Source organism: Acinetobacter sp. CFCC 10889 (assembly GCF_003268395.1).
Lineage (GTDB): Bacteria > Pseudomonadota > Gammaproteobacteria > Pseudomonadales > Moraxellaceae > Acinetobacter.
Genome location: NZ_LQXQ01000052.1, coordinates 1 through 24,136 on the forward strand (window position 1 = coordinate 1; position 24,136 = coordinate 24,136).

The 24,136-nt window shown below is 36.9% G+C and carries 24 protein-coding genes, 1 tRNA gene and 1 pseudogene; 7 read left to right on the forward strand and 19 right to left on the reverse strand.

Annotated elements, in window-relative coordinates; all coding sequences use genetic code 11:
• The 12 genes and pseudogenes from AVJ19_RS16380 to AVJ19_RS16435 all read right to left on the reverse strand — a co-directional run.
• Positions 1-864: pseudogene (locus AVJ19_RS16380) on the reverse strand (protein TolA); the annotation flags it as partial.
• A 3-nt stretch (positions 865-867) separates the two neighbouring features.
• Positions 868-1,317 (reverse strand): protein TolR, encoded by a 450-nt coding sequence (tolR, locus tag AVJ19_RS16385; RefSeq protein ID WP_111860714.1) that lies wholly within the window; start codon positions 1,315-1,317, stop codon positions 868-870.
• Positions 1,317-2,015 (reverse strand): protein TolQ, encoded by a 699-nt coding sequence (gene tolQ / locus AVJ19_RS16390; protein WP_111860715.1) that lies wholly within the window; start codon positions 2,013-2,015, stop codon positions 1,317-1,319. Before tolQ ends, tolR begins: the two co-directional genes overlap by 1 nt.
• A 27-nt stretch (positions 2,016-2,042) precedes the next feature.
• Entirely contained in the window at positions 2,043-2,450 is a 408-nt protein-coding gene (gene ybgC / locus AVJ19_RS16395; RefSeq protein ID WP_111860716.1) for a tol-pal system-associated acyl-CoA thioesterase, read from the reverse strand.
• Between the two features lie 257 nt (positions 2,451-2,707).
• Positions 2,708-3,478 carry a hypothetical protein gene (locus AVJ19_RS16400; protein ID WP_111860717.1) on the reverse strand — a complete coding sequence of 257 codons (771 nt, stop codon included), beginning with the start codon at positions 3,476-3,478 and terminating at the stop codon, positions 2,708-2,710.
• Between the two features lie 349 nt (positions 3,479-3,827).
• Positions 3,828-4,088: a hypothetical protein gene (locus AVJ19_RS16405; protein WP_111860718.1), complete on the reverse strand. Its 261-nt coding sequence runs from the start codon at positions 4,086-4,088 to the stop codon at positions 3,828-3,830.
• A gap of 430 nt (positions 4,089-4,518) precedes the next feature.
• On the reverse strand, positions 4,519-5,523 hold the full coding sequence (gene ruvB, locus AVJ19_RS16410) for a Holliday junction branch migration DNA helicase RuvB (RefSeq protein WP_068976082.1): 1,005 nt from the start codon (positions 5,521-5,523) through the stop codon (positions 4,519-4,521).
• 298 nt (positions 5,524-5,821) lie between these two features.
• Positions 5,822-6,424, reverse strand: coding sequence for a Holliday junction branch migration protein RuvA (gene ruvA, locus AVJ19_RS16415; RefSeq protein WP_111860719.1), 603 nt, complete (start codon positions 6,422-6,424; stop codon positions 5,822-5,824).
• Between the two features lie 22 nt (positions 6,425-6,446).
• On the reverse strand, positions 6,447-7,112 hold the full coding sequence (locus AVJ19_RS16420; protein ID WP_111860720.1) for a hypothetical protein: 666 nt from the start codon (positions 7,110-7,112) through the stop codon (positions 6,447-6,449).
• Positions 7,109-7,744: a hypothetical protein gene (locus AVJ19_RS16425; RefSeq protein WP_111860721.1), complete on the reverse strand. Its 636-nt coding sequence runs from the start codon at positions 7,742-7,744 to the stop codon at positions 7,109-7,111. The genes AVJ19_RS16420 and AVJ19_RS16425 overlap by 4 nt, the downstream gene beginning before the upstream one ends.
• Entirely contained in the window at positions 7,744-9,084 is a 1,341-nt protein-coding gene (locus AVJ19_RS16430) for a deoxyguanosinetriphosphate triphosphohydrolase (RefSeq protein ID WP_111860722.1), read from the reverse strand. The genes AVJ19_RS16425 and AVJ19_RS16430 overlap by 1 nt, the downstream gene beginning before the upstream one ends.
• 203 nt (positions 9,085-9,287) lie before the next feature.
• Positions 9,288-9,491: a hypothetical protein gene (locus tag AVJ19_RS16435; protein ID WP_111860723.1), complete on the reverse strand. Its 204-nt coding sequence runs from the start codon at positions 9,489-9,491 to the stop codon at positions 9,288-9,290.
• A gap of 251 nt (positions 9,492-9,742) precedes the next feature.
• Here AVJ19_RS16435 and AVJ19_RS16440 point away from each other — a divergent pair, with 251 nt between their 5' ends.
• A complete protein-coding gene (locus AVJ19_RS16440; protein ID WP_111860724.1) occupies positions 9,743-10,309 on the forward strand; it encodes a hypothetical protein in 567 nt (188 codons plus the stop codon).
• Between the two features lie 44 nt (positions 10,310-10,353).
• On the opposite strand, the gene AVJ19_RS16445 is transcribed toward AVJ19_RS16440, so the two are convergent.
• On the reverse strand, positions 10,354-10,791 hold the full coding sequence (locus AVJ19_RS16445) for an NADAR family protein (protein ID WP_111860725.1): 438 nt from the start codon (positions 10,789-10,791) through the stop codon (positions 10,354-10,356).
• Between the two features lie 307 nt (positions 10,792-11,098).
• On the opposite strand from AVJ19_RS16445, the gene purL reads away from it, so the two are divergent.
• The gene (gene purL, locus AVJ19_RS16450; RefSeq protein ID WP_111860726.1) at positions 11,099-14,935 is read left to right on the forward strand and encodes a phosphoribosylformylglycinamidine synthase; all 3,837 of its coding nucleotides are present in this window, start codon (positions 11,099-11,101) and stop codon (positions 14,933-14,935) included.
• An 85-nt stretch (positions 14,936-15,020) separates the two neighbouring features.
• Here the strand turns inward: purL and AVJ19_RS16455 are convergent, their stop codons facing one another.
• Positions 15,021-15,614, reverse strand: coding sequence for a hypothetical protein (locus AVJ19_RS16455; protein WP_322873949.1), 594 nt, complete (start codon positions 15,612-15,614; stop codon positions 15,021-15,023).
• Between the two features lie 474 nt (positions 15,615-16,088).
• Between AVJ19_RS16455 and AVJ19_RS22695 the strand changes: the two genes are divergently transcribed.
• Positions 16,089-16,217: a KGW motif small protein gene (locus tag AVJ19_RS22695; RefSeq protein WP_265736093.1), complete on the forward strand. Its 129-nt coding sequence runs from the start codon at positions 16,089-16,091 to the stop codon at positions 16,215-16,217.
• Between the two features lie 71 nt (positions 16,218-16,288).
• Here AVJ19_RS22695 and AVJ19_RS16460 read toward each other — a convergent pair whose 3' ends face one another.
• Both AVJ19_RS16460 and AVJ19_RS16465 read right to left on the reverse strand, forming a co-directional pair.
• On the reverse strand, positions 16,289-17,077 hold the full coding sequence (locus AVJ19_RS16460) for a hypothetical protein (RefSeq protein ID WP_111860727.1): 789 nt from the start codon (positions 17,075-17,077) through the stop codon (positions 16,289-16,291).
• A 27-nt stretch (positions 17,078-17,104) separates the two neighbouring features.
• A complete protein-coding gene (locus AVJ19_RS16465) occupies positions 17,105-17,830 on the reverse strand; it encodes a hypothetical protein (protein ID WP_111860728.1) in 726 nt (241 codons plus the stop codon).
• Between the two features lie 104 nt (positions 17,831-17,934).
• Here AVJ19_RS16465 and AVJ19_RS16470 point away from each other — a divergent pair, with 104 nt between their 5' ends.
• Positions 17,935-18,429, forward strand: coding sequence for a hypothetical protein (locus tag AVJ19_RS16470; RefSeq protein ID WP_111860729.1), 495 nt, complete (start codon positions 17,935-17,937; stop codon positions 18,427-18,429).
• Between the two features lie 3 nt (positions 18,430-18,432).
• Positions 18,433-18,876 (forward strand): hypothetical protein, encoded by a 444-nt coding sequence (locus AVJ19_RS16475; RefSeq protein ID WP_228203387.1) that lies wholly within the window; start codon positions 18,433-18,435, stop codon positions 18,874-18,876.
• Between the two features lie 38 nt (positions 18,877-18,914).
• On the opposite strand, the gene gltP is transcribed toward AVJ19_RS16475, so the two are convergent.
• Positions 18,915-20,204 (reverse strand): glutamate/aspartate:proton symporter GltP, encoded by a 1,290-nt coding sequence (gene gltP, locus AVJ19_RS16480; RefSeq protein WP_111860730.1) that lies wholly within the window; start codon positions 20,202-20,204, stop codon positions 18,915-18,917.
• A 391-nt stretch (positions 20,205-20,595) separates the two neighbouring features.
• On the opposite strand from gltP, the gene AVJ19_RS16485 reads away from it, so the two are divergent.
• Together AVJ19_RS16485 and serC are read left to right on the forward strand one after the other, a co-directional pair.
• Positions 20,596-20,937, forward strand: coding sequence for a GNAT family N-acetyltransferase (locus AVJ19_RS16485; protein ID WP_111860731.1), 342 nt, complete (start codon positions 20,596-20,598; stop codon positions 20,935-20,937).
• Between the two features lie 134 nt (positions 20,938-21,071).
• The gene (serC, locus tag AVJ19_RS16490) at positions 21,072-22,151 is read left to right on the forward strand and encodes a 3-phosphoserine/phosphohydroxythreonine transaminase (RefSeq protein WP_111860732.1); all 1,080 of its coding nucleotides are present in this window, start codon (positions 21,072-21,074) and stop codon (positions 22,149-22,151) included.
• A 666-nt stretch (positions 22,152-22,817) separates the two neighbouring features.
• Here serC and AVJ19_RS16495 read toward each other — a convergent pair.
• Both AVJ19_RS16495 and AVJ19_RS16500 read right to left on the reverse strand, forming a co-directional pair.
• Complete coding sequence (locus AVJ19_RS16495; protein ID WP_111860733.1) at positions 22,818-23,753, reverse strand: hypothetical protein; 936 nt, start codon at positions 23,751-23,753, stop codon at positions 22,818-22,820.
• Positions 23,754-23,950: 197 nt separating this feature from the next.
• Positions 23,951-24,026, reverse strand: a tRNA-Glu gene (locus AVJ19_RS16500).
• Positions 24,027-24,136: the final 110 nt, after the last annotated feature.

Consider the following 24,136-nt stretch of genomic DNA (forward strand, 5'->3'; position numbering starts at 1 on the left):
AGCTTTTGCAGCCGCATCAGCTTTCGCCTTTGCATTTGCCTCTTGCTTAGCTTTTGCAGCCGCATCAGCTTTCGCCTTTGCATTTGCTTCTTGCTTAGCTTTTGCAGCCGCATCGGCTTTCGCTTTTGCATTCGCCTCTTGCTTAGCTTTTGCAGCCTGAGCTGCTTTTTCTTGTGCTAATTTTGCAGCACGATCTTGACGTGCTTTTTCAGCTGCATCAGCTTTAGCTTCTTGTTTTGCTTTAGCAGCAGCCTCAGCTTTTGCTTGACGTGCCTTTTCATTGGCTTCTTGACGTGCTTTTTCAGTAGCTTCACGTTTAGCAGCCGCCGCAGCTTCTGCTTTGGCTTTAGCATTTGCTTTGGCACGTTCTGCTTCATTTTTTGCTTGGCGAATTTTTTCATTGGCTTCTTGACGTGCTTTTTCAGCTTCGGCAGCTTTTAAACGTGCTATTTCAGCTGCTTTGGTTTGAGCTTTTGCTGCATCTGCTGCCGCTTTTTGTTCAGCTTCAGCGGCTTTTGCTTCAGCTGCTGCCTTTTGCATGTCAATTTTAGGTGTTGGTGTTGGCAGAGGAGGGGAAGTGATTGGAATGTTTGCTGCATCTGCTACAGGCTCAGCCGTTTGCTGTACATTTTCAGCAACATGAGTATCTGCTGTTTCAGTTGAGTCCGAGATTTCCAAAGGTTCTGCTTCAAGGGGTGGGATATCCTCAGGTTTCACCAATATAGTTTTGATTTGCTTTGGTGGCTCAAGTGGCTTACTCATACCAAGAAAAAGTAAGCCAACAATCGCCACCACATGGACACCGATGGTGAATCCAAGTGCAATCGTATTTTCTTTCGATTGTGGCTTATTAAAATCTTTCATAGCTTACTTTAAAGGCTCAGTTAGTAGTCCAACTTGATTAAGTCCTGCGTCTTGCAGGGCAGACATTAAACTCATTACATCGCCATAAGGACGAGATTTATCACCATTTACTAGAACACTAAATTTCTGATTTTTTGTTTCTGCATCAGTTTGTGCTTGGTTTAAAACCTCTTTAAGTTGATCCAGTGTTAATGCTGTATTTTTATGTTCACTGTCTTTAAGTAAATATTGTCCTTCTTTATCTAAAGTGACAATCGCTAAAGTCTCTTTTGATTCGATTGGTGTGCTGTTGGCTTGTGGTAAATCGACATCAATACCAGTAGTAATCATCGGTGCAGTGACCATAAAGATCACTAAAAGCACCAACATGACATCAATATAAGGAACGACATTCATATCGCTCTTTAAGGGTTTTTTGACGCGTTCAAAGCGTCCTGAACGTTGGATCGCCATTAGTCATTTTCCTGTGTTGAACCCACAGATTGACGTTGTAATAGCGCCACCATTTCTTCAGCAAATAATGCACGATCAGAATAAATTTCTTCACCTTTGGCTGTGTAATGGTTAAATGCCAAAACCGCAGGGATCGCAGCAAAAAGACCAATTGCAGTCGCAATCAAAGCTTCAGCAATACCAGGAGCAACAGTGGCTAAAGTCACTTGATCAACTTGTGCTAGACCAATAAAGGCATTCATGATGCCCCACACAGTACCAAATAAACCAACATAAGGCGCAACAGAACCAATACTCGCCAAAGCACTCAAGCCTTGCTCCAAACGACTTTGATCACGGCTTAAACCTACACGTAATATTCGTTCCGTGCCTTCGATCATCGGTGCTGTATCTGCGTGACGTTTTTTAAGTTTTAAAAACTCACTTAAACCTTGATAAAAAATATCCTCTAAACCATCACGTTTAGAGTTGAGTTGCGCATTGTTAAATAACGTATTTAACTCTGCACCAGACCAAAAGATTTTTTGAAAATGCTCATCGCCTTGACGGGCTTTTTTATAGCCCATATGTAACTTGGCAATCAGATACCAGCTAAAGATTGAAGCGAGTACCAGAACAAGCATGACCAGTTGTACCACAGGACTTGCTTGTAAAATTAAATCAGAAACGTGCAGAGAAGATTCGAGTTGAGTTGCCATAGTTACAATGTGCCAAGTAAATTTTTTTTATTCGTGGGCTAATTCTTTTAGAATCAACTCACGGATTTCATCAGGAATACGACAAGGTTTCATTTCTGTACTTAAACATGCCAACTCAACCTCGCCAGAAGCAAGCATGATTTCACCACGATAAATATTCTGTTGCAACACAAATGACGTTGCTTTACACGAAACTACACGAGCTGTAACAGTAATCAGGTCATCCATGAGAATTGGACGAGAATATTTTACATTTATTTTATGTACAACAAAATTATAATCTTTTTGATGCCAATAATGATCAATACCTGATGCACGTAACCATTCAGTACGTGTACGTTCCATAAAGCGGATATGATTGGCATGATAAACGATCCCACCAGCATCGGTGTCTTCAATATATACACGGATTTGAAACTCAAATTTGTTTGCCATGATCATGTCCAGTTTTTACATTTACAATAAGATTGGCTAGCGTGTTTTATGACACATTTACATAAATAAAAGTACATAAAACCAAGCCCTACAATGCTTTGCAGTTTAGCATTCTGAGTTGATTGTCCAATGGCACAAGGTTTCAATGCTTAAAAAAATATTCAAGACATTATATTTACGCAAAGACTAGTGTACGTATGTACCAAGAGCTTTTCTGTCTATCTTAAATGTATAAAAAATATGAAATTGAGATTGGCTTATAAACCACCAGGCGATCCCAACATTGCACCAATCAAGAAAATTCCGCCTTGAATGGGAAAGGTTACGATATCAAAAGCAACTGTTACAGGAGTGAGTACTTTAAAAAATTGTCTGCTATAGTCTTTGGATGTGCTGGTGACTTTATATTGTATATCAATAGGTTGTTTAAGTTTGTAGGGGAGGCTGTTCGCATTTTGGACTTTGGATGCAAGGGTGATTTCTGTATTAATTTCTCTACTGCAAACTGTTTGTTGTGGATAGTCTTCTAAAGCTGTTTGGCATTGAAAGCCCAAAGACAGCAGTTGATTTTTCTCGTTTTTAGAAACATCTTTGCTTGCTTTAATAAAATATAAGCTCGCATCATAAGGCACTGAGCGATTATTTTGGATTTTCTCATTCAATTCAAGGATGATGTGATTATTTTGATGAGTATTGATTTGAGTCGTGGTATTGTGACCTAAAGATGGCGCAAGATAGACAGATTTTAAATCAATCTCAGTAAAAATACGCTGGAATAAATAGCTTGGATTATTGGCATCATTGTTGGGTTGTACGAAAAAACTATGTTGTTTACCCACAAGCACTAAAGCATTTTCAAAACCTTTGACAGGCTTACTCGTATGACCAATAGCAACAATTTGGTCTTGAAGTGCGATAGAGGTTTTAGTATTTGTTTCGGTTGTGCTATTGCCAAAAAGAGCATGGGTAGCACAGGCGCTGATGAGGGTTGAGAAAGAAATGATGCTGATGGGTTTTATTATATTCATAAATTCTTCCTTAAATTTTTAATTTTGCTGAATAAAGCGATTACACTGTGTTAAATATTTAACTTAAAAAAACTGATTTTATCGTTTTAAAATGTAAAAAGCCTAGCAGTCATAGTTCTTACATAAAACAACAGTTTAGGTTTATTTATTATTAATGATAATCGTGATAAAAATATATAAGAAAAACAGTTGGATGCACAGTTTTTAGTTGTGCATTCATGAAGAAATATGTATTTATGCATAAGAAATTTACTTTCGAATGCTTTTGAACTTAGTCAGAATTAATATAAGGTTTGGAGCTAACTACTTTACACTTAATTTTATTTGATCAGAAGCCAAAACTCTTTTGCTAGCCTATAGATTTTGTTAATAAATATTGTTCAGCATATTCATTGGTTAAACGCTCTTTGTCCGCATCTGAAAGATGAGGATTATTTAAAATTTTATTGATTTCAAGATCAAATTCAAGCAAATCATCTGAATATGATTGTTGAGGGGAGCTAGCTATAGGTTCTAAATGAGTTTGCTTTGCACTATAAAAACGATAAACTAGAAATGCAAAAATAATAAAAGCGGTGAAAATGGCGATAATTATTGGAAAACTTAGCATTTTATGCTCCTTTTCGTTATATTTTTAGCGAAAGTAGTATTTTAATTTAAATAACATAATTGTTAATTATAGATTGATAAATGAAGCTAGTGTTGTTTTTATGTAAATATAGTGTGAGTAGTTAAATGAAAAAGATGGTATTTCTCTTGGCTTGTATTGCAAAAACGTAATTTTTAGCAAAATTGTGATGTATAAGTTAGATAGGTGACTTTCTATTTAGAGGAGAATAACTTAAAATATCTACTAATATAGTTTATATTATAACTATTTGAAAATAAATAAAATATAATTTTGTGATTGTAGGTTTTTATGTGAGAGTGAGTGAGCCTATATAAGGTAGAAAATATCACAAAGTCTTTATCTTAAAAAATGATTTAATTATATTAAAAATGTAATAAGCCTGTTCGCAAGCTTATTACATTTTACATGATTAATTCTTCGGTTCAGGCGGTGTCATCCCAAATTGTAAATAAGCCTGATTGGTGGCAATACGACCACGTGCAGTACGCATCGCATAACCTTGCTGAATTAAATACGGTTCAATCACATCTTCCAAAGTGCCTGAATCTTCTGCCATTGCCGCAGCGAGAGCTTCTACGCCCGCAGGACCGCCATCGAAGCGTTCCAACAGCATGGATAAATAACGACGATCCAGTGTGTCTAGACCATCTTTATCGACATTCAACATATCCAAAGCACGTTGCGCCATTTCTTGGGTCACTTCACCAGTACCTTTGACTTGAGCATAGTCACGGACACGTCGTAATAAACGATTGGCAATACGTGGTGTACCACGAGAACGCCGTGCAACTTCAACTGAACCTTCATGGGTAATTGGTACATCCATCAGATTGGCTGAACGAGTCACAATATGGGTCAAATCTTCTACAGAATAAAATTCAAGACGTTGCACAATCCCAAAACGATCACGCAAAGGTGAGGTGAGTAGGCCTGCTCGTGTAGTAGCTGCAACCAGTGTAAATGGCGGTAAATCAAGTTTGATTGAGCGAGCGGCAGGACCTTCACCAATCATAATATCGAGTTGATAATCTTCCATTGCAGGGTAGAGAATCTCTTCAATCACAGGAGAAAGGCGATGAATTTCATCAATAAATAAAACATCACCTTCTTCAAGGTTGGTCAGCATTGCCGCCAAATCACCTGCACGTTCCAGTACAGGACCTGAAGTCGATTTGAGATTGCCACCCATTTCACGTGCGATAATATTGGCAAGTGTGGTTTTACCTAGCCCCGGTGGACCAAAGATTAATGTATGGTCGAGTGCTTCACCACGACCACGTGCCGCACCAATAAAGATTTCCATTTGTTCACGTACCACAGGCTGACCAATATAGTCATCCAGTGAAGTTGGGCGAATGGCACGATCAAAATGATCTTCGGGTTTTTCAGAACCACTGATTAAACGGTCTTGCATAGCGTTTATAAATCTAATTTCCGAAATTGTTTTGATAATAATGCCATTATGGATTTTGATAATGGTCATTACTGCGGAGTCTTATCGATCAAGTTTAAATTTTAGGTTAAACCTGCTGTTCGCCTTACTTTTGTTTCGCCAAAAGTAAGCAAAAGCATTGTCATCCGCAAAACTCGTCAACTACTAGACTATTTCAACTATATCGCAGAAACATATTATTTCAAAAGTAGTCCTGCCTCAGACAGTTGCGGATGACTTTTACGCGTATCAAATATTTGCTGGAAGTTTGTAATTAAAACTACTTATTCATCGATTTAAGTGCTGCACGGATAATGTCACTTGCTTCAGTGAAATCTCCTTTGGCTACATTGACAAGTTTCTGTGCTTCTAAAGGTTTATATCCAAGTGATTGTAAAGCAGCTTCTGCTTCTGCAACCGCAGAATTCCCAGCAAATTGAATTTGTGTTGTGGTTGAAGTTGAAGATGTTCCACCCACTGTGAAGGCTTTAAAACGATCACGTAATTCAATCATCAGGCGTTCCGCAGTTTTTGCACCTACACCCGGTACTTTAACCAGTGTTTTTACATCACCATTTTCAACAGTATGTACCAACATTTCCACACTTAAGGTTGAAAGAATGCCTAAAGCCATTTTAGGACCAACGCCATTCACTTTAAGCAAAGTGCGGAAAATGATTTTTTCTTGTTGATTTAAAAAACCATACAGCAGTTGAGCATCTTCACGGACAGCTAAATGCGTCCAAAGTGTAACTTTTTGACCTTTTTGCAGTTGGCAAAAGGTAGAAAGTGGGGTGTCAATTTCATAGCCCACGCCATTTACATTTAAAAGTACAGTCGGTGCTTCCAAAGCTAAGACTTCACCAATTAGACATCCGATCATTGCATGTATTCACTTATTTTGTTCATGGTTGAATAGTAGTTGCCATTTGCTCTAAACGCAAAAGTGCTTTGAGGATTTCTTTACGATTTCGAGCGGATTTTATCCAAGCAGGGAGGCGAGAGTAATAACTTGAATTACCAGTATTTGGGGTTCTTTCACGTAGACCTGCTTGAATGTAAGATTTTAGCTCTTGTAAGTGTTCAAGATTATGTAAATAGATATTCCCTGATCTTGTATTGGCAACTAAACACAGCTGAAGTCCAAATACTGTATGTGCAAGTCGATCCGCTTTACGTATATAAATATTTTTTGGATTTAAGGCTAATTTAGAGGTTCTATTACACACAGAACATTCTGCTTCAGCAAAAGCTTGAGGGTTTTTAGTATTTAAAATTTTTTGATTTACAACTAACCTGCTCCCACCACAAAAATGGCAAGCTTCATGTGCTGTGATTTGAAAATAAGCATAATATTCAAGATTATATTGCTGAGAAGAACTATCTAAATGTCGATTGCAATGTGAGCAAGTAAAAATAAAATGTTTTTTACACTGTGTTTCTTTCGAATCTGAAGATTTTGTTTGATAATGAACAATACCTTTTGTATTGCATTCAGGGCAAAAAACCCATTGATCTGCATAATAAAATTGAAGTTTACCCACACCATCGTCGATATGTCTGAGATTCATGTTGACTCCACCTGTTTTAATTTTTCTTCAAGTCGTGAAATCGCCTTTAAAACTTCTTTACGATGTCGTGCTGATTTGATCCAAGCAGGCAGACGATTGAAGTAAGTTTTATTGACATTTAAATAGGTTCGTTCTCTTAAATCTGCTTCGATATAAGCTTTTAAATATTGTAAATGAATTTTGTTATACGCGTAGATTTTGCCAAGTCGCGTTTCTTCAGTGAGCCATAAAGTATGATCAAAAAAACTATTCCGTTGATAATTAGAATAAGTTCTATAAATTGGTACATCAAACTTTTGAGTGGTTTCACAAATGGAACAGCTTAAGTGAACGAATTTAGGCACATGGCTTTTGTGATTGAACGTTTTAAAATAGCGATAATAACCATGTTTACATGGACATCTTTGATCAATACGTGCTTCTACATGTTCATTGGTCGTTTTATAATGATTTTCTTCATAATCATATTGTTTATAACAGTGTAAGCAACTGAAAATACTTTTAGTATTATTAGAATCTGTATCTATGATTTGGGTAATTTGAGCCGCTTTTTGACAAAATGAACACGTCACCCAAATTGGAAATTGGATAAAGTGATACGATAAAATTCCTTGATCGACAAAGCGCTTCATCAGAAAAAACCAACCTTATTACCCTGTAATTCTTGCGCCAAGTTATACGCCTGATGATCTGAAAACTTACTGACAATATCCAAGACTTGCATAATATTGTCATAATGATCATCACTAAAACGTGCGCCAAAACGCGCTAAAATCGACATTAAACGACCATCTTTAAAGCTTAGGGTTTTATTCGGTGTGGTGAGTGGGATAAAGGCATCTAAAATATGTTGCAAACTTTGATGGGCAATAATTTCCAAGCCTGACTTTTGCGGATGCTCAAAGATTTTTTCACGTGCTAGGTTTTTCGCACGATCGATACCAATCTCAATATCTTCTGAGCAATATTGTAGTAATGAACCTTTGAGTTGCCCTGATAAAATTTGAAAATGCTGTTTGGCAAATGCTGTGGTGACTTCATCGACTAAGCGTTTCATTACACGCCCACGTAAAGCGGCAATTTTTTGTTGCCACGTGGTATAAGGCATATTCAGCTCAGCGGGAATACCAAAATCGCCCAATAAATCTAGGAAAATTGGTTCAACTTCTTCATAAGTCAGCATATTTAAAATAATGCCATCTTCAAGGTCAATCAACGCATAGCAAATATCATCTGCTGCTTCGAGTAAATAAGTCAAAGGATGACGACACCAATGATCTTCGCCTAACTGAATTAATCCTAATTGAGTGGCAATTTGTCGAAGAATATCTTTTTCCGCTTGGTAACAGCCAAACTTGGCACGCTTACTTGCAGGGGTATCACCTTGCGATTCGATGGTTTTTGATAACCAAGGGTACTTTAAGTAAGCGCCTAAGGTCGCGTAAGTCAAGCGCATACCACCATCATTAGGATGATAATCAATCTTGGTGAGTAGTCTTAGACCTTGTGCATTACCTTCAAATTGGCGTACATCGGCTTGTTGTTCTGCACTTAAATCTTTTAAAAAATCGGTATGTGAGGCATCGTCAAACCATTCTCGAATCGCATATTCACCTGCATGTCCAAAGGGTGGATTGCCAATATCATGCGCTAAACATGCGGCTTGAATAATTGCCCCGACATCGGCAGGGGAAATCCACATCGGGAGTTCATCTTTGATTTTTTCGGCTGCAAGCATCCCGAGTGAACGCCCAATACAAGATACTTCCAATGAATGGGTTAAACGGGTGTGAATACCATCATGTTGTGTCAGCGGATGAACTTGGGTTTTTCGATTCAGTTGACGAAAACTTTGTGAAAATATAATACGGTCATAATCTTTATGAAATGGGCTACGTGCTTGTTCTGTACTTTGCTTTTTACTGCCTAAACGAACTGTGGAGAGCAGTTCTAACCAACGCATTTGAGTCATTTATCGTTATTCAGTTATTACTTATTTGCATCATGCCAAATTAATTGAAAATGTACTAGGGCAGGGCGACATAAGTTGACGAATTAAATGAGGAGTTTGCAAAAAAAAGCTGAAATTAGAAAAAATGAAAGAATAGATTGCATCATAAGCAAAACCTAAACGATTATAAGTTTAAATTTTGCTTATTTAAAATAAACAATGCTTTATGATTCTTTTGTCGTGCTTTGTATGACTTCAGGTTCAAGCATACATTTTAAAGTACAATAAGTTTGATTGGCATAAGTGGCTAAAGGTCCATCATAATTTGGATCAAGCTGATTTGCCTTTACAAGTTCTTTGCAGGTACTGCAACGTTCAAGTACAAATGTTGATGTTTCGTCCAAAGTTGATGGAATAGTGTTTGACATAAACAAGGCTCTTTAAGGTTAATTAAAACACATAAATATATTAAGGGTTTATTATATGCCTAAATGACAAGAAAATGACAGAAAAATTATTTTTTTAAGAAATAGTGTTTATTAATTAATCAATTGGCTTTAATGAATATTATAATAGTTACTTTAAATTTCTTAAAAATCAACATAAAATGAATAAGTATTATGTGAAATATATAATAATGTGAGCAAAATTATATTTAAAAACTAAATAGGAGAGAACATTGAGTGAAGACAATCAACAAGAAGATTTCGATCTTAAATTGGAAATTAAGGCACATTTCTTAGCTTATGGTATTTGGATTGTTTTGGCGGTATTTTTCTATGCTTTTGTCCAGTTTCTTGCTTCTTTTGAACCCAAAACACGTGCTAAGTATGATGATGTACCAGTTGAAACACGATTAGCCAATTTACCTGATATTTTCAATGATTTTTATCAAAGATCACAAGATATTTTCCGTGAAAAATTGCCAGCCATGAAATATTGGAATTTTATTTGGAATTATCAAAAAATGTCTTATAAGTTGTATGAGTTTGAAATTTCTGAAGATGTTATGTCAGAGCAACAGTTTGATGACATTTACCAACCTCGATTTATAGCACAAGGTTGGTCGAAAATTGCGAATAATCCAAATGAATATTATCCAAGAAATATCGTGGCAGATTATACTTTTGTGGATGCTTCAGGTCATCGAGCTTTTATTACTCGCCCTATACATAACGAAAATAATCCAACACATTGGAAAATTTATATGGTGGAAAATTCAGGCATATTTAAATATCAAGAGTGAATATCAAGCACTTATATTTATTGATATTACAAGGTTTATTCCCTTTATTGGCTTATTTCCTCACGAACTTGCATGAGCAATATGCCTAAATAATTTTTGCCTTGCCCATCTCCGCCATCACCCCAATAAGCATCATTTTCAGTATGTTCAACCAGTTTCGCATCACCTGTAGAAAGTAAAAGTATTTTTAAATCCTCATGCTGGCTAAATTTTGCTAAAAGAGCTTTTTTCATAACATTGTTCTTTACCGACTCCCAATCTTTACGCAATTTTTGTTTACGATCACGCCCTAATCGAGCTGCGATCATCGGTGATTTTTCGGCTCTAATCTTTTCTTGATATTGCACATCTGCAAATTTTTGTGCCTGAAAATAATGTTCCGTGGTGTGCCATATTTTGCCATCAAGTTTAATTGGGAAATGAGCAAAGTTTGAAAATTCGCCAAATTCATCTTGTGTACTATAAAATTTAATTTCGTTCATAAAGGAATTTTTGTTGTTAAATAATAAGTGTTATTATGCCACTAAATTTAAATAAGTAAAGCTTTGCAAATATCACTGAATAAACTATTCGTACAGGTGAATCTAGCTTTGTGATCAAGCCAATCAATTGTTACTAATCATGTTTGAGCTTGAAAGTCAAAGTAAATAGCGCATTTTAAATTAAGAAAACTTAATTTTTTAAGCTGGAGATGACTAGCTGAAAATGCGCTTTCACAGTAGAATATGCGCTCTCTTCAAGTCACATTGTGGTGGGTTGTCTAAGCCTGCCCGTGGAGCCAAAAACAGCATGTTTATCATTGCCGGTGCACCCGCACATTCTTCTTTTAAGCAAACACAACTATTAACACGTTTATCGTCGATCAGTTCTGTTCAATCAATAGAAAGCCAATGGGTCTATCTGTTTGACCAAGCGCTCAGCGAGCACCAACAGCAATCTGCCTTACAGCTTTTAAATGATGGCGCTTCGTTTGAAGTTCGCAAAGCTGCAAGTGATGAAGTGCAAATTTTAGTGACACCTCGTGTCGGTACAATTTCGCCGTGGTCATCTAAGGCAACTGATATTTTTGCCAACTGTAATACACCTGTACACCGCCTTGAACGCGGTGTTTTGTTTACTTTAAAGGGTATTTCTGAGGTATCTGATGAAGTTAAACAGGTTTTACATGACCGTATGACGGAAAGTGTTTTCAATCAGATGGATGATGCTGCGGCATTGTTCTCTGAAACTGCACCAAAACCATTAAATGCCATTGATATTTTAGGTCAGGGCAAAGATGCATTGGTGAAAGCAAACTCTGAGTTTGGTTTTGCATTGTCTGACGAAGAAATTGACTATTTAGTTGCTGCATTTAACAAGTTGGGTCGTAACCCGCACGACATCGAACTGATGATGTTTGCTCAGGCAAACTCTGAACATTGCCGTCATAAAATCTTTGGTTCAGAATGGACAATTGATGGCGAAGTTCAGCCATTGTCTTTGTTCCAAATGATTAAGAATACCTACAAAGAATCTCCAACAGATGTACTGTCAGCCTATAAAGACAACGCATCTGTAATCGTGGGCTTTGACACTCAACGTTTCTATCCGAAAAAAGACGAAGCGACAGGTCACCACGTTTATAAATACAAGAGCCAAGCCGCTCACATTCTCATGAAAGTGGAAACCCACAACCATCCTACAGCGATTGCACCATTTGCAGGGGCTGCGACAGGTTCAGGCGGTGAAATCCGTGATGAAGGCGCAACAGGTCGTGGTGGTAAACCAAAAGCAGGTTTAACAGGTTTTACCGTTTCTAACTTGAACATTCCGGGCTTTGAACAGCCTTGGGAAGATAACTACGGCAAACCATCACGTATGGCTTCACCTTTACAGATCATGATTGATGGTCCTTTAGGTGGTGCAGCGTTTAATAACGAATTTGGTCGTCCTGCGTTGAATGGTTATTTCCGTACATTTGAACAGAATGTCAATGGTGATGTGAAAGGTTTCCATAAACCGATCATGATCGCAGGTGGTTACGGTAACATCCGTCCTGACCATGTCGAAAAAGATGCGATTCAACCGGGCGATTTACTGATCGTTTTGGGCGGTCCTGCAATGCTGATCGGCTTAGGCGGTGGCGCAGCATCTTCTGTAGATAGCGGTAAACTCGGTGAAAACCTTGATTTCGCTTCTGTACAGCGTGAAAACCCTGAAATGGAACGCCGTTGTCAGGAAGTGATTGATGCTTGTTGGAGAATGGAAGACCATAACCCAATCGTATCTGTGCATGACGTAGGTGCAGGCGGTATTTCCAATGCAATGCCTGAACTTGTCAATGATCATGAGTTAGGTGCAATCCTTGATCTTCGTAAGATTCCGTCTTTAGAGCCGGGTATGTCACCAATGGAAATTTGGTCAAACGAAGCGCAAGAGCGTTATGTATTGGCGATTCGTCCATCTTCTTTAGAATTGTTTGAATCACTGTGTGCACGTGAACGCTGCCCATTTGCTGTTTTGGGTGAAGCGACTGAAGCACGTCAGTTGACGGTGAACGATCCATTGTTTGACAACAAAGCAGTGGATATGCCAATGCAAGTGATGCTTGGCGGTACACCACGCATGAGCCGTTCATACGAAACAATTGAACGTAAAGGCGATGATTTTACTGCAGCTCAAGTGACTGATTTAAAAGATGCGATTTACCGTGTTTTGAAAAATCCTACAGTTGCATCAAAATCATTCCTCATCACCATTGGTGACCGTTCAATCACAGGGATGGTGGCACGTGATCAGTTTGTAGGGCGTTGGCAAGTACCTGTTGCGGATGCAGCAGTGACTACAACAAGCTTACAAGGCTATACAGGTGAAGCAATGGCAATGGGTGAACGTCCACCTGTGGCATTGTTAAATCCTGCGGCATCTGCACGTTTATCGGTTGCTGAATCCATTTCAAATATTATGTCTGCAAAAATCGACCAAATCAGTGACATTAAATTGTCTGCAAACTGGATGGCGGCTGCAGGACAAAAAGGCGAAGACCAAGCATTATTTGAAGGTGTAAAAGCCATTGGTATGGAAATGTGTCCTGCTTTGGGTATCGCAATTCCTGTGGGTAAAGACTCATTGTCAATGCGTACCACGTGGAATGACGAAGGCGAAGACAAGTCTGTGACTTCTCCAATGTCAGGCGTAATCACAGCATTTGCACCTGTGACCGATGTACGTAAAACATTGACACCTGAATTGAAAAATGAAGATTCAGTGCTTGTGCGTATTGATTTATCTAAAGGTCAGTTCCGTTTAGGTGGTTCGATCTTGGCTCAGGTCTACAAAGCGATTGGTTCGGTTACTCCTGACGTAGATAGCTTTGACGATTTCAAAGCATTCTTTGCCTTGGTACAAGATTGGAACAACCGTGGCTTGATCAAAGCGTATCATGACATCGGTGATGGTGGTGTGCTTGCAACAGTTGCTGAAATGATGTTTGCTTCACGCTTAGGTATGGCACTTGAAAATCAATCGACTGAAAGCTTATTTGCCGAAGAAATCGGTGCAGTATTGCAAATTTCTAAAGCAGACTGGGCGACATTGGCAGATGAAGTTGCTGCTTCAAGCTTGAAAGATGCAATTGCGGTTGTCGGTACTGTAAATGATACTGATACTTTAACAGTCAATGGTTTAAGTTTAGATCGTGCTGAATTACAACAAGCTTGGACTGAAGTTTCTCATCAAATCCAACGCTTACGTGACAACGTGGAAACAGCGGATCAAGAATTTGCATTAATTAGCGACAAATCTCATGCAGGTTTAATCGCAAAAGCAACCTTTGATTTGAATGAACCAATTGAAGCGCCTTATATCAATGAACGTCGTCCAAACATGGTAATTTTACGTGAACAAGGCGTAAACGGTCATGTGGAAATGGCTGCGGCATTCGACAAAGTTGGCTTTAACACCGTTGATGTTCACATGAGCGACTTGCTTGCAGGACGCATCGACCTTGATGACTTTGAAGGCTTGGTGGCATGTGGTGGTTTCTCTTACGGTGACGTATTGGGCGCAGGCGGTGGTTGGGCGAAATCAGTTTTGTTTAATCCAAAACTACGTGACCAATTCGAGAAATTTTTCCATCGTGATGAAACATTCTCGTTGGGTATTTGTAACGGTTGTCAAATGTTGTCACAACTTGCACCATTGATTCCGGGTGCTGAAGCTTGGCCACGTTTCCATCGTAATACTTCAGAAATGTTTGAAGCACGTGCAGTCAACGTTCGTGTCGAAAAATCAAATTCTGTGTTGTTGCAAGATATGGAAGGCGCAATTTTACCGATTGCTGTGGCACATGGTGAAGGTCGTGTTGTTGCAAGCGCAGAAAACTTGGCTGCGTTAAATGCAGGCAATCAAGTGATCTTGCGTTATGTTGACAGTCAAGGTAATGCAACCCAACATTATCCAATGAACCCGAATGGTTCGCCTGAAGCGATTTCTGGTGTGACGTCGAAAGATGGTCGTGCAACGATTATGATGCCACATCCTGAGCGTAACTTCCGTGCGATTCAGCATTCGTGGAAACCTGAAGAATGGACTGAAGATGGTGCTTGGTTACGTATGTTCCGTAATGCACGTAAGTTTATTGGTTGATATTTTTAAATATCAATTGATTTGAAGAAGCCCCGAAAGGGGCTTTTTTTATTATTCTTTTCGGCTGAAATTAGTTGAAATATATTTATAATCTATCTGCTCTTGGTGATAACCAGTCACGATATTTTTCTTGGAGTCGTGCTCTCATGGTGTCATCCCAAATAATAAAATCAATTCCACCATCATATGGCGCAACAATAATACTTTTTTCAAACGAAATAAAAAAAGCTTTGACTTCATCATTTGCTATTTTTGATAACAAATCATTAAAAAGATGCGGTTCCCAATTTGTTTTGTAATATTGTGAACGGTAATATGTATCACTATCATCAAAAACAGTAGGATCTGTTTCAGATAGTTTTATTTTAGGTAGATAATTAAAGTTATAGGAAAGAATATTTTTAAAATCATATATCGAATTATCTTCATCACCAAATAAATAACTCCCAGTCACTATAAAAATGGGTATTTTATTTGGAAAACACTCAGAAATAATTTGATTATGCCTTTTTAGTATCAGTTCACTTTCTGCTTTAGTTTCAGCATAGCGTTTTGATTCGGGTAGGCTATGTATTCGAAACCAATGTTTTGCAAAGTAATGTTTAAATAAATGAGGAATAGGGTTTTTTTGAGGGAAGGCTTCAGCCCATAATTGTTCAAATGTTTTAGTCATAGCCATACTATTTATTCATACTAGAATTAGTATAGCAATCTATCAAAATCGTTGGAAAATAAAAATAATATCTAAAATCCAATTCCGAGAATTTGCATTGCTTATGTCGATTGTTCCATTTTCCATAGATGCTGTTTTGCCTACTTTGGGTGAAGAAACCACATCCTGAGCGTGGCTTCCGTGAGATTCAGCATTCTTGGAAACTTGAAGAGTTGACTAAAGATGGTACGTGGTTATATGTTCCGTAATGCACGTCAGTTTATTTATTGGCTGATTGATCTTTCAATTTTCGAATAGAAGAAACCCCGAATTGGACTTTTTTATTGGGTATATTTTGCAATGAATAACAAATAATTTTTAGTTACATTTGAAAACTTGGTTTATTTTTTGCTTCATTTACATTGGTTCTATAAAGAACGAAGTTTTAGCCCAAAGGTGCTCCACCATGTAGCAAATTATATGTAAAAATGAGGTGATAAAATGATAAAAACAGTCAATTATCAAAGTATAGATCGGGTCGCATTACGTCAAAAAGGGTGGATGTGGTTCGGAATCATTGTTGCATTACAAATTGTATTTTTGGTTTTAAATTATCTTGTAAAAATTTAGTGAAAATTTAAGTGATTAAACCATCGTAAGGTGGTTTTTTACAGAGAGAAATAAAGAAATATCGGTGCAAATTAATTAATATGCACATTTTTGGCTTTATAAGCACCTTGGAAACTGGTTAAAGGTGTCTGGAAATATTGCTGAATTTTACTTTGCAAATCACTTGAATTTTCATAACCATAAAAATAAGGAATGTCACTACCTAAACAAAATGAGCACGTTGTTCCCTCATGAAAATTTGAATAGATTTTGGTTGAACCCGAAAGTCGAGGAGAAACTTCAGCAGCATGATAACCCGAAATATAAACCAGATTTAAGTTTTGGGTATTGCCCTTGATCACCCATTTTACAGGATCATACGCAGTAAGAATCAGTGAAACTTTTCGATGAGTGTTGATATTTACCGTCACTGTATTTTCAACATCTGTTTTTTCCGCTCGATAGGCATAATCCCAACAGTCACTAGCAACTTTACTTGAATGAATATTATTCGTTCGACTCTCACATTCTGTAAGACGTTTTCGTTGTTCAGTTTGGGTGTATTCACGTGCATTGGATTCATATACTCCAACATAATGCAATTCTGAACCTGCAATAATATCCTTAAAATTGACAAGAGGTTTTTTCTCAATCGCTTGATTTTGATTTATATTTGAGAGTGCATCAGACATAGCATGTGTGACATTATGATTAGTATCGTGACGCTGTTCAGATGTGGGTGTACGAACATTAATTTGTTTAGGCGCTGTATTTTCAGGTAAGACGTTAATTTCATTGGCAGGGGGCTTCTGTTCAGTTTGGATCATAGCAAAAATTAAAACAATCCAACACAGGTGAACAAAAATCCAATTTTTAAACATAAATTTTCTCAGTTATATATTTCATTTTTAAGTGTCTTGGTGGACAGCAAGCTCTTGTCCAACTTTAAAAAAGACAGGCGGTTTTAATTTTTGTTGTAAAAACTCACCATGCATCGCCAATTGATCAAAATCATTTTGAAAAATATATTGGGTGATTTCCAGCAGTTCATGGTGAATGAGGTCTAATTGTTGTTCTATTAAATCATTTGGACTATGTTCATTATCCATTTTTCGATCCAAAAAAAGTACAGGTAGTTCTTGATAATTTTTGATGGTAGGTGCGAGATAATTGTTAATAATTGCTTGAATTTTCAATATTTCATTTTGTGTATTAAAATCTTGTGTGCGTTTAAATTTTTGTACAAGTACAATAATTAGTGCATGAATATCTTGAAATTTTGCATTGGCTGTAGCGGGTAGCAAGTCATGTACTTGAAATTGCAATTTTAAAAAATCATTAAGCAGTTTTTGTTCGGGTGAAATGCTTTCTTTTACTGTCGGTTTCGCCAAACGTGTGGGCTGTGGTGTGATATTTTGAGATGGGGTAATGGGGTTATAAATGGGTTGTGTGTGTAATTGCAGTAATACAAAATAGATCAAGCGACCCAGTGCGTAGCCTAAAACAGAACAACCAAACCAACCCAATGGTATAGCCTTGACTAAAGCCAATAGACAAAAAATAATCGCACCATAGCAGCCAAACAAATGGTCAGCAGTTTTCCAAAAGGGCAGATGTTGATTTTCTTGTACCATTATAATTCAATAAATGTTTATTTTCGTTTAGAGTTTAAACAATATAGTATTATTTTGCACTCATTAGATTTAAAAATATGATGATCAATAAAAAAGGTAAGATAATGAAAAATTGGATTTTATTGAGTGTACTGCTATGTGCGAATGTTAGCTATGCCAAAGACATTCAAATAAGCAGCCTCATTAATCGTCAAGCGATCAACTGTGAAATGCCAAATCCGATGATTGCTTTGGTGAATGCTGTCCATGATCAGCATGAAAAAGGCATTAAGGTGAATAAAAAGGAACATACTGTTCAATTGGGTAAAAATAAATATTTAGGTATTCAAGGCTATCAATACTACAAAACAAAACACATCGAACAACATGATTTTGCAGTCAATTTTAATTATTTAGGAAGCAAAGTCATAAAAATCGCATTACAAGGTTTCAAATCGGAAGAGGGTGAATCAGGAATTTATTATCTGGTTTTTCAAGGTAAACCTGTAACTGTGACGTATCATTTAAGGAAAGCGATGGGGAATGACTGGAATATTGAAAATACTTTAGAAGAAACCCCGCAAGGCAACTCCAAATTAGTATGTGTTTATGCAGGGTAAGTCATGTATAAAACAACAATAAGCTGGGTTGCTGTATTATTTATAAGTGGCTGTTATCCTATTTATAAAACTCAGAAACCAGAATTTGAGGTGACGGTGGTTGATGAGCAAGGTCAGCCCATTGAAAAGGCAGAAGTTATCTTAATGACTGAGGTTCATCCTGCAAAAATAGATGCGCAGTTTGATAAAAAACTGACCAATTCTTTGGGGAAAGTAAACTTTGCTAAACAAGCAGAGTGGAAGGTTGAATTTTTAATGATTCATGGTGTACAGCATTATAATTGGACTATTTGTGTGGCTAAAGCAGGCTATGTGACCCAAGGAATGATTGATGTAGATCAAGATAAAATAAAGGTGATTTTACAGCCCAAGAAAGCAAACATAGCTTTGAATGAGACTGAAAAAGTTTTACAAGATACGATCGAAATGTTCTGTTCTGTAAAATAAAAACCACCCGAAGGCGGTTTTTATTTCAAATTTTAAAATTAATGTGTTGCATCGAAGTTATAAGATTTTTGCTTTTCAGTATCGAACTGACCTTCCCATTTACTGATCACAAGAACAGCAAGTGCATTTCCGATTACATTCAACACAGTACGTGCCATATCTAAAATACGGTCGATCCCTGCGATAAATGCAAGTCCTTCAAGCGGAATACCGACACTACCTAAAGTTGCCAATAACACCACGAAAGATACGCCAGGAACACCTGCGATGCCTTTAGAGGTAATCATTAAGGTTAGCACAAGTACAACTTGTTGAGTTAACGAAAGGTCAATACCATAAAGCTGCGCAATGAAAATCGCAGCAATACTTTGATACAAGGTGGAACCATCTAAGTTAAACGAATAACCGATTGGTACGACAAAACTGGTGATCGACTTTGGTGCGCCGTAAGTTTCCATTTTTTCCATCATACGTGGTAAAACGGTTTCAGAGCTTGCGGTTGAATAAGCGAGAATTAATTCATCTTTTAAGATTTTGATAATGGTAAAAATGCTGAATCCACAGAATTTAGCTACAAAACCAAGCACAATAAAGATAAAGAATAAAATCGCACCATAAACCAGTGCCGCAAGTTTAATCAGTGGTAATAGAGAGCTAAAACCAAAGTTCGCAACAGTCGCAGCAATCAAACCGAATACACCAAAAGGCGCAAACATCATGATCATGTGAGTGACTTTGAACATGGTTTCAGAAACAGCTTTTAACACATCGATTAAAGGTTGTTTGGTTTCTTTGGCAAGAGAACCTAAACCGATCCCGAAAATCACAGCAAAGAAAATAATTGGCAACATGTGCCCATCATTCATTGCAGTAAAAATATTTGATGGAATCAGTGATAGAACTGTGTTCACCAAGCCATGTGCTTGATGACTCACTTCTTGTGTAGTTTGTTGATACTGTGAAATATCCGAAGTGGTTAACTTGGACATATCAATGCCAGCGCCAGGTTGGAATACATTGGCAGCAACTAAGCCAACGATGATCGCAACAGTGGTAATGACTTCAAAATATACAATGGTTTTAAAACCCAGTTTACCAACACTTTTACTATCACCCGCATTGGCAATCCCTAAAATCAGCATGGAAAGCACAAGTGGAATTACAATCATTTTGATCAGATTAATAAAAATCTTACCCAATGGTTGCAAAAAATTGCTAACAATATCATCACGGATTTCAGGAGAGTTGTGTAGGAATGCACCGACAAGAATGCCGAGGAAGAGCGCAATAACAATTTGCCATGCAAGGCTAATTTTCATTTTCTTCATACTGAGCCCTTAAAATTCAGATTTTGGCGAAAAGGAAAACTCTATAACAAACACGCAAAAAATCCCCCGACAAGCACTGTGGGAGTTGTATTTGGGAGATTCTGAATGTTCAGAGTATTTCGAAAATGCTTTATTCTGCGCTTATTTAAATACTGAACCTAATTTTTTTCTGTAAGGTTATGATCAATCGAATAAAAATAATTCAGTTTTATTTAATAATTCAATCCTATTTTTAAGGTTAATTAATTTTATAAATTATATTTGGTGTATGTATTCTTATTTTTTATAAGTTTAATTCAGGCTATATAATGTGACTCAATGATTAGAGTTGATATTAAGTCACTGAAGTTATGAGCTTAAAAAAGGTTTTAAATGCTATTTTGTATCCTGTATTTTTCTAAGAAGTGAGTATGTATTTGTGATTCGCCATGCTGAAAGTGGGGAGTTTTTAGGGTTGGGTGGTTTTCATGATGTTCAATCCCAAACACCTGAGCTAGGGATTTGGATTCGAGAAGATCGACATGGTGTAGGCTATGGCAAAGACGCTGTGACAGCAATTGCAAATTGGGCATCCTCGAACTTTGATTTTGAACATTTTATTTATCCTGTTGCGATTGAAAATCATGCGAGCTGTCGTATTGCAGAATCACTAAATGGTATAGCAATGTATTGCACACAAAAACAAAAATACAAAGCAGTCACCTATTTCATTGCAAAAAATAAGCAGGATTAAAAATTTCTTATTGAAATATCAATTCTAAACCTTTAAAGACATTGAAAGATTGACTGACAAAGCTACTGCAAGAACAGGCAAATTGTGGTTAAATGCGCCTATTTCATTCGTTTCACTTTAAAAAGGGAAAACTCATGCGCGCGTACAATTTCTGTGCTGGTCCTGCTGCATTACCTACTGCCGTTTTAGAAAAAGCTCAAGCTGAGTTGTTGGATTGGCGTGGTAAAGGCTTATCCATCATGGAAATGAGCCATCGTAGCAAAGATTATGTGGCTGTCGCTGAAAAAGCAGAAGCAGACTTACGTAAACTCATGAACATTCCTGAGAACTACAAAGTATTGTTCTTACAAGGCGGTGCTTCACTACAGTTTTCTGCGATTCCTTTAAACCTGTTGGGTAAAAATCCGAAAGCGGATTATATCCATACAGGGATTTGGTCAGAAAAAGCGACCAAAGAAGCACAACGCTATGGCGATATTAATATCATCGAAGCAGGTACAAAGATTGATGGTAAATTAGCCATTACCGAGCAAAGCCAATGGAATTTATCGAATGATGCAGCTTATGTGCATTATGCAGATAACGAAACGATTGGCGGTATTCAATTTGCCAATATCCCTGAAACAGATAAACCATTGGTTTCTGATTTTTCATCAAGCATTTTATCTGCACCATTAGATGTATCTAAATTTGGTTTGATTTATGCAGGTGCGCAAAAGAATATTGGTCCTGCTGGCTTAACTTTAGTGATTGTCCGTGATGACTTATTAGATCAAGCAAAACCTGAAATTCCAAGCTTATTGAAATATGGTTCGCAAGCTAAAAATGATTCTATGGTCAATACGCCAGCAACTTATGCATGGTATTTATCTGGTTTAGTATTTGAATGGTTGTTGGAAAATGGCGGTGTGGATGCAATGCACAAAACCAACCTAGAAAAATCTAAATTGCTTTATGGTTATATTGATTCTAGCGATTTTTATAATAACCCAATCGCAGTGCAAAACCGTTCAATCATGAATGTACCATTTACTTTGGCTGATGAAGCTTTAGATAAATTATTCTTGCAAGAAGCGGAAGAAAATCATTTGTTGAATCTTGCGGGTCACCGTTCTGTTGGTGGTATGCGTGCAAGTATTTACAATGCTGTTCCATTAGAAGGCGTACAAGCACTAGTTAACTTCATGGATGACTTTGCAAAACGTCATGGTTAATTGATTTTAAAGCTATAGTTCAAAAGTAATAAAAAATCCCGCATTTGATTTGCGGGATTTTTTATTACTCGATATAAATTTTTAAGCGATTGGGAATATTCCCAAAAGATGAAAAATGATAGCAGCTAAAAATATCCCTAAAATAAAAAAGCAACATGCACCTTTATCCCAAGGTAAACGAAATCCGCTATGGTGTTGAATGAGATGTGTCGATTGTTCAGGTATAATTTTCATCGCTGAGCCTGGATTTTAAATTATTGTTAAATCTATCGGTTCGGGCTATTTGTAACATAAAAAAATGTGCAAATAAAGAGCTGATTGAACTGAATGTCAAAATTATGAATTCTTTATGACAATATAATTTAGAAAATAAATTATATTGAATATTGAAGTGCTGAATCATGGATCATTTTAAACTTAAATGTGTCATTCATATTTGAATAAATGAGTAGAGTATTTGAGGGTTTTATTGATTTATTTGAATATTTGGTAAATATGTATGCCATAAAATATGAGGTGGTGTGTAATTTAAACATATTTTAAGCTAGATTGTATTTACATCAATTAAACAAAAAATAAATGCTCAGAAAACGATATTTCAGCAAATAGGCAAATAAAAAAGTCCAGAAGATATATTCTGAACTTTTAAATCAAAGCAAAAGCAGATTATGTATTTTTAGTTTCAGTATAAATGTTGGCTTGAATCCAAATATTGCCACGAATATATTGTCCAATCTCAAAGTTTTTAAACTCAGGGTTTTGGGTGGCGATACGTACTAATATTGCTGGCTGATTTTCTTCTAAAATTAAGGTGACATCATAAAGAGTGTAGTCTTGCTGCATAAACTGCATATCAGTTTTACCAACCACTTTACCTTGAAACCAAGCTTCATCTTCTTGACCTAAAGTTTCTCCGTAAAGATAAGCCACCATTTTTGAAAAATCGACAGTGACAGGTGCTTTGTCAGCATTAGTTTTCGGTTCCCAAGCATCAAGTAATTCTTGTAAGTTGTCAGGGGCTATACCATTATTTTGAGATAGAATATCGTTTAAAGCACGATGATGTTTAATCGAAGCAGGGTCATCGACAATGATTTGCTCATGATCAGAGACTTTTTCTAGCTCATATGCCCACGCATTGAGTTGAACTTGATAACTTTGAGATTTTTGATAATGTGCATGGTTGACACTATATAAACTATCAAAAGCGTATACTGTACTTTGCCCCAACTGAAGCCTTAACACCGCTTGTGTATTGGTTTTACAGGTAATAATTCGATCAATTTTAGCTTGAACCGAATATGGGCTTTCAAAACTTGGAAATGCAGTTTTAACCGCTTTAGGTTTATTATTTTCTACAGCAATAATTTGGCTGACTTGAATTTTTGCGCCATTTGGACCTTGGATCAACCAAGCACTTGCATCCATGTCACATTCTTTTTGGCATAAACCCATTGGCATCACAGGTGCATCTAAAGCAAGACCTAACCATTTTGGCACTTCAGTTGTAGGGTTGTCTGTCAGTAAACTCCAATGTTCAACATGACTACCGAAGTTTTGATCATCAATGGTAATTATTTCAGGTCTGTTTTGATTGTTCATATCAGTTATGCAAAAAGCTTGTCTTATTGTATTAAATCGAGGGTGATTGCTATTTTTCAAGTCCTAAAATGTAAATTCATTAGTCAAAGCAGCAATTTATTGAAATTTAAATGTGAAAATACGACAGACCATACTCAGAAATATGAATGTGTGAAAATAAAATTGAAAAGTAATTGTAAAATTCTGATCAGAATATATGGCGACCCTACGGGGATTCGAACCCCGGTTACCGCCGTGAAAGGGCGATGTCCTAGGCCTCTAGACGATAGGGTCGTTGTGAGGAGTCGCTATAATAGGGATAATGATGCTTCTTGTCAAAGATTGTTATTCAAAAAAATGTTTAAGTGTTTATTTAATCGGCATTTAATAAAAAGAATATTTGG

Bases quoted from the DNA above. Each gene is read 5' to 3' on its own strand.
- tolR (WP_111860714.1), bottom strand. From the start codon at position 1,317: ATGGCGATCCAACGTTCAGGACGCTTTGAACGCGTCAAAAAACCCTTA.
- tolQ (WP_111860715.1), bottom strand. From the start codon at position 2,015: ATGGCAACTCAACTCGAATCTTCTCTGCACGTTTCTGATTTAATTTTA.
- ybgC (WP_111860716.1), bottom strand. From the start codon at position 2,450: ATGGCAAACAAATTTGAGTTTCAAATCCGTGTATATATTGAAGACACC.
- AVJ19_RS16400 (WP_111860717.1), bottom strand. From the start codon at position 3,478: ATGAATATAATAAAACCCATCAGCATCATTTCTTTCTCAACCCTCATC.
- AVJ19_RS16405 (WP_111860718.1), bottom strand. From the start codon at position 4,088: ATGCTAAGTTTTCCAATAATTATCGCCATTTTCACCGCTTTTATTATT.
- ruvB (WP_068976082.1), bottom strand. From the start codon at position 5,523: ATGCAAGACCGTTTAATCAGTGGTTCTGAAAAACCCGAAGATCATTTT.
- ruvA (WP_111860719.1), bottom strand. From the start codon at position 6,424: ATGATCGGATGTCTAATTGGTGAAGTCTTAGCTTTGGAAGCACCGACT.
- AVJ19_RS16420 (WP_111860720.1), bottom strand. From the start codon at position 7,112: ATGAATCTCAGACATATCGACGATGGTGTGGGTAAACTTCAATTTTAT.
- AVJ19_RS16425 (WP_111860721.1), bottom strand. From the start codon at position 7,744: ATGAAGCGCTTTGTCGATCAAGGAATTTTATCGTATCACTTTATCCAA.
- AVJ19_RS16430 (WP_111860722.1), bottom strand. From the start codon at position 9,084: ATGACTCAAATGCGTTGGTTAGAACTGCTCTCCACAGTTCGTTTAGGC.
- AVJ19_RS16435 (WP_111860723.1), bottom strand. From the start codon at position 9,491: ATGTCAAACACTATTCCATCAACTTTGGACGAAACATCAACATTTGTA.
- AVJ19_RS16445 (WP_111860725.1), bottom strand. From the start codon at position 10,791: ATGAACGAAATTAAATTTTATAGTACACAAGATGAATTTGGCGAATTT.
- purL (WP_111860726.1), top strand. From the start codon at position 11,099: ATGTTTATCATTGCCGGTGCACCCGCACATTCTTCTTTTAAGCAAACA.
- AVJ19_RS16455 (WP_322873949.1), bottom strand. From the start codon at position 15,614: ATGGCTATGACTAAAACATTTGAACAATTATGGGCTGAAGCCTTCCCT.
- AVJ19_RS22695 (WP_265736093.1), top strand. From the start codon at position 16,089: ATGATAAAAACAGTCAATTATCAAAGTATAGATCGGGTCGCATTACGT.
- AVJ19_RS16460 (WP_111860727.1), bottom strand. From the start codon at position 17,077: ATGTTTAAAAATTGGATTTTTGTTCACCTGTGTTGGATTGTTTTAATT.
- AVJ19_RS16465 (WP_111860728.1), bottom strand. From the start codon at position 17,830: ATGGTACAAGAAAATCAACATCTGCCCTTTTGGAAAACTGCTGACCAT.
- AVJ19_RS16470 (WP_111860729.1), top strand. From the start codon at position 17,935: ATGAAAAATTGGATTTTATTGAGTGTACTGCTATGTGCGAATGTTAGC.
- AVJ19_RS16475 (WP_228203387.1), top strand. From the start codon at position 18,433: ATGTATAAAACAACAATAAGCTGGGTTGCTGTATTATTTATAAGTGGC.
- gltP (WP_111860730.1), bottom strand. From the start codon at position 20,204: ATGAAGAAAATGAAAATTAGCCTTGCATGGCAAATTGTTATTGCGCTC.
- serC (WP_111860732.1), top strand. From the start codon at position 21,072: ATGCGCGCGTACAATTTCTGTGCTGGTCCTGCTGCATTACCTACTGCC.
- AVJ19_RS16495 (WP_111860733.1), bottom strand. From the start codon at position 23,753: ATGAACAATCAAAACAGACCTGAAATAATTACCATTGATGATCAAAAC.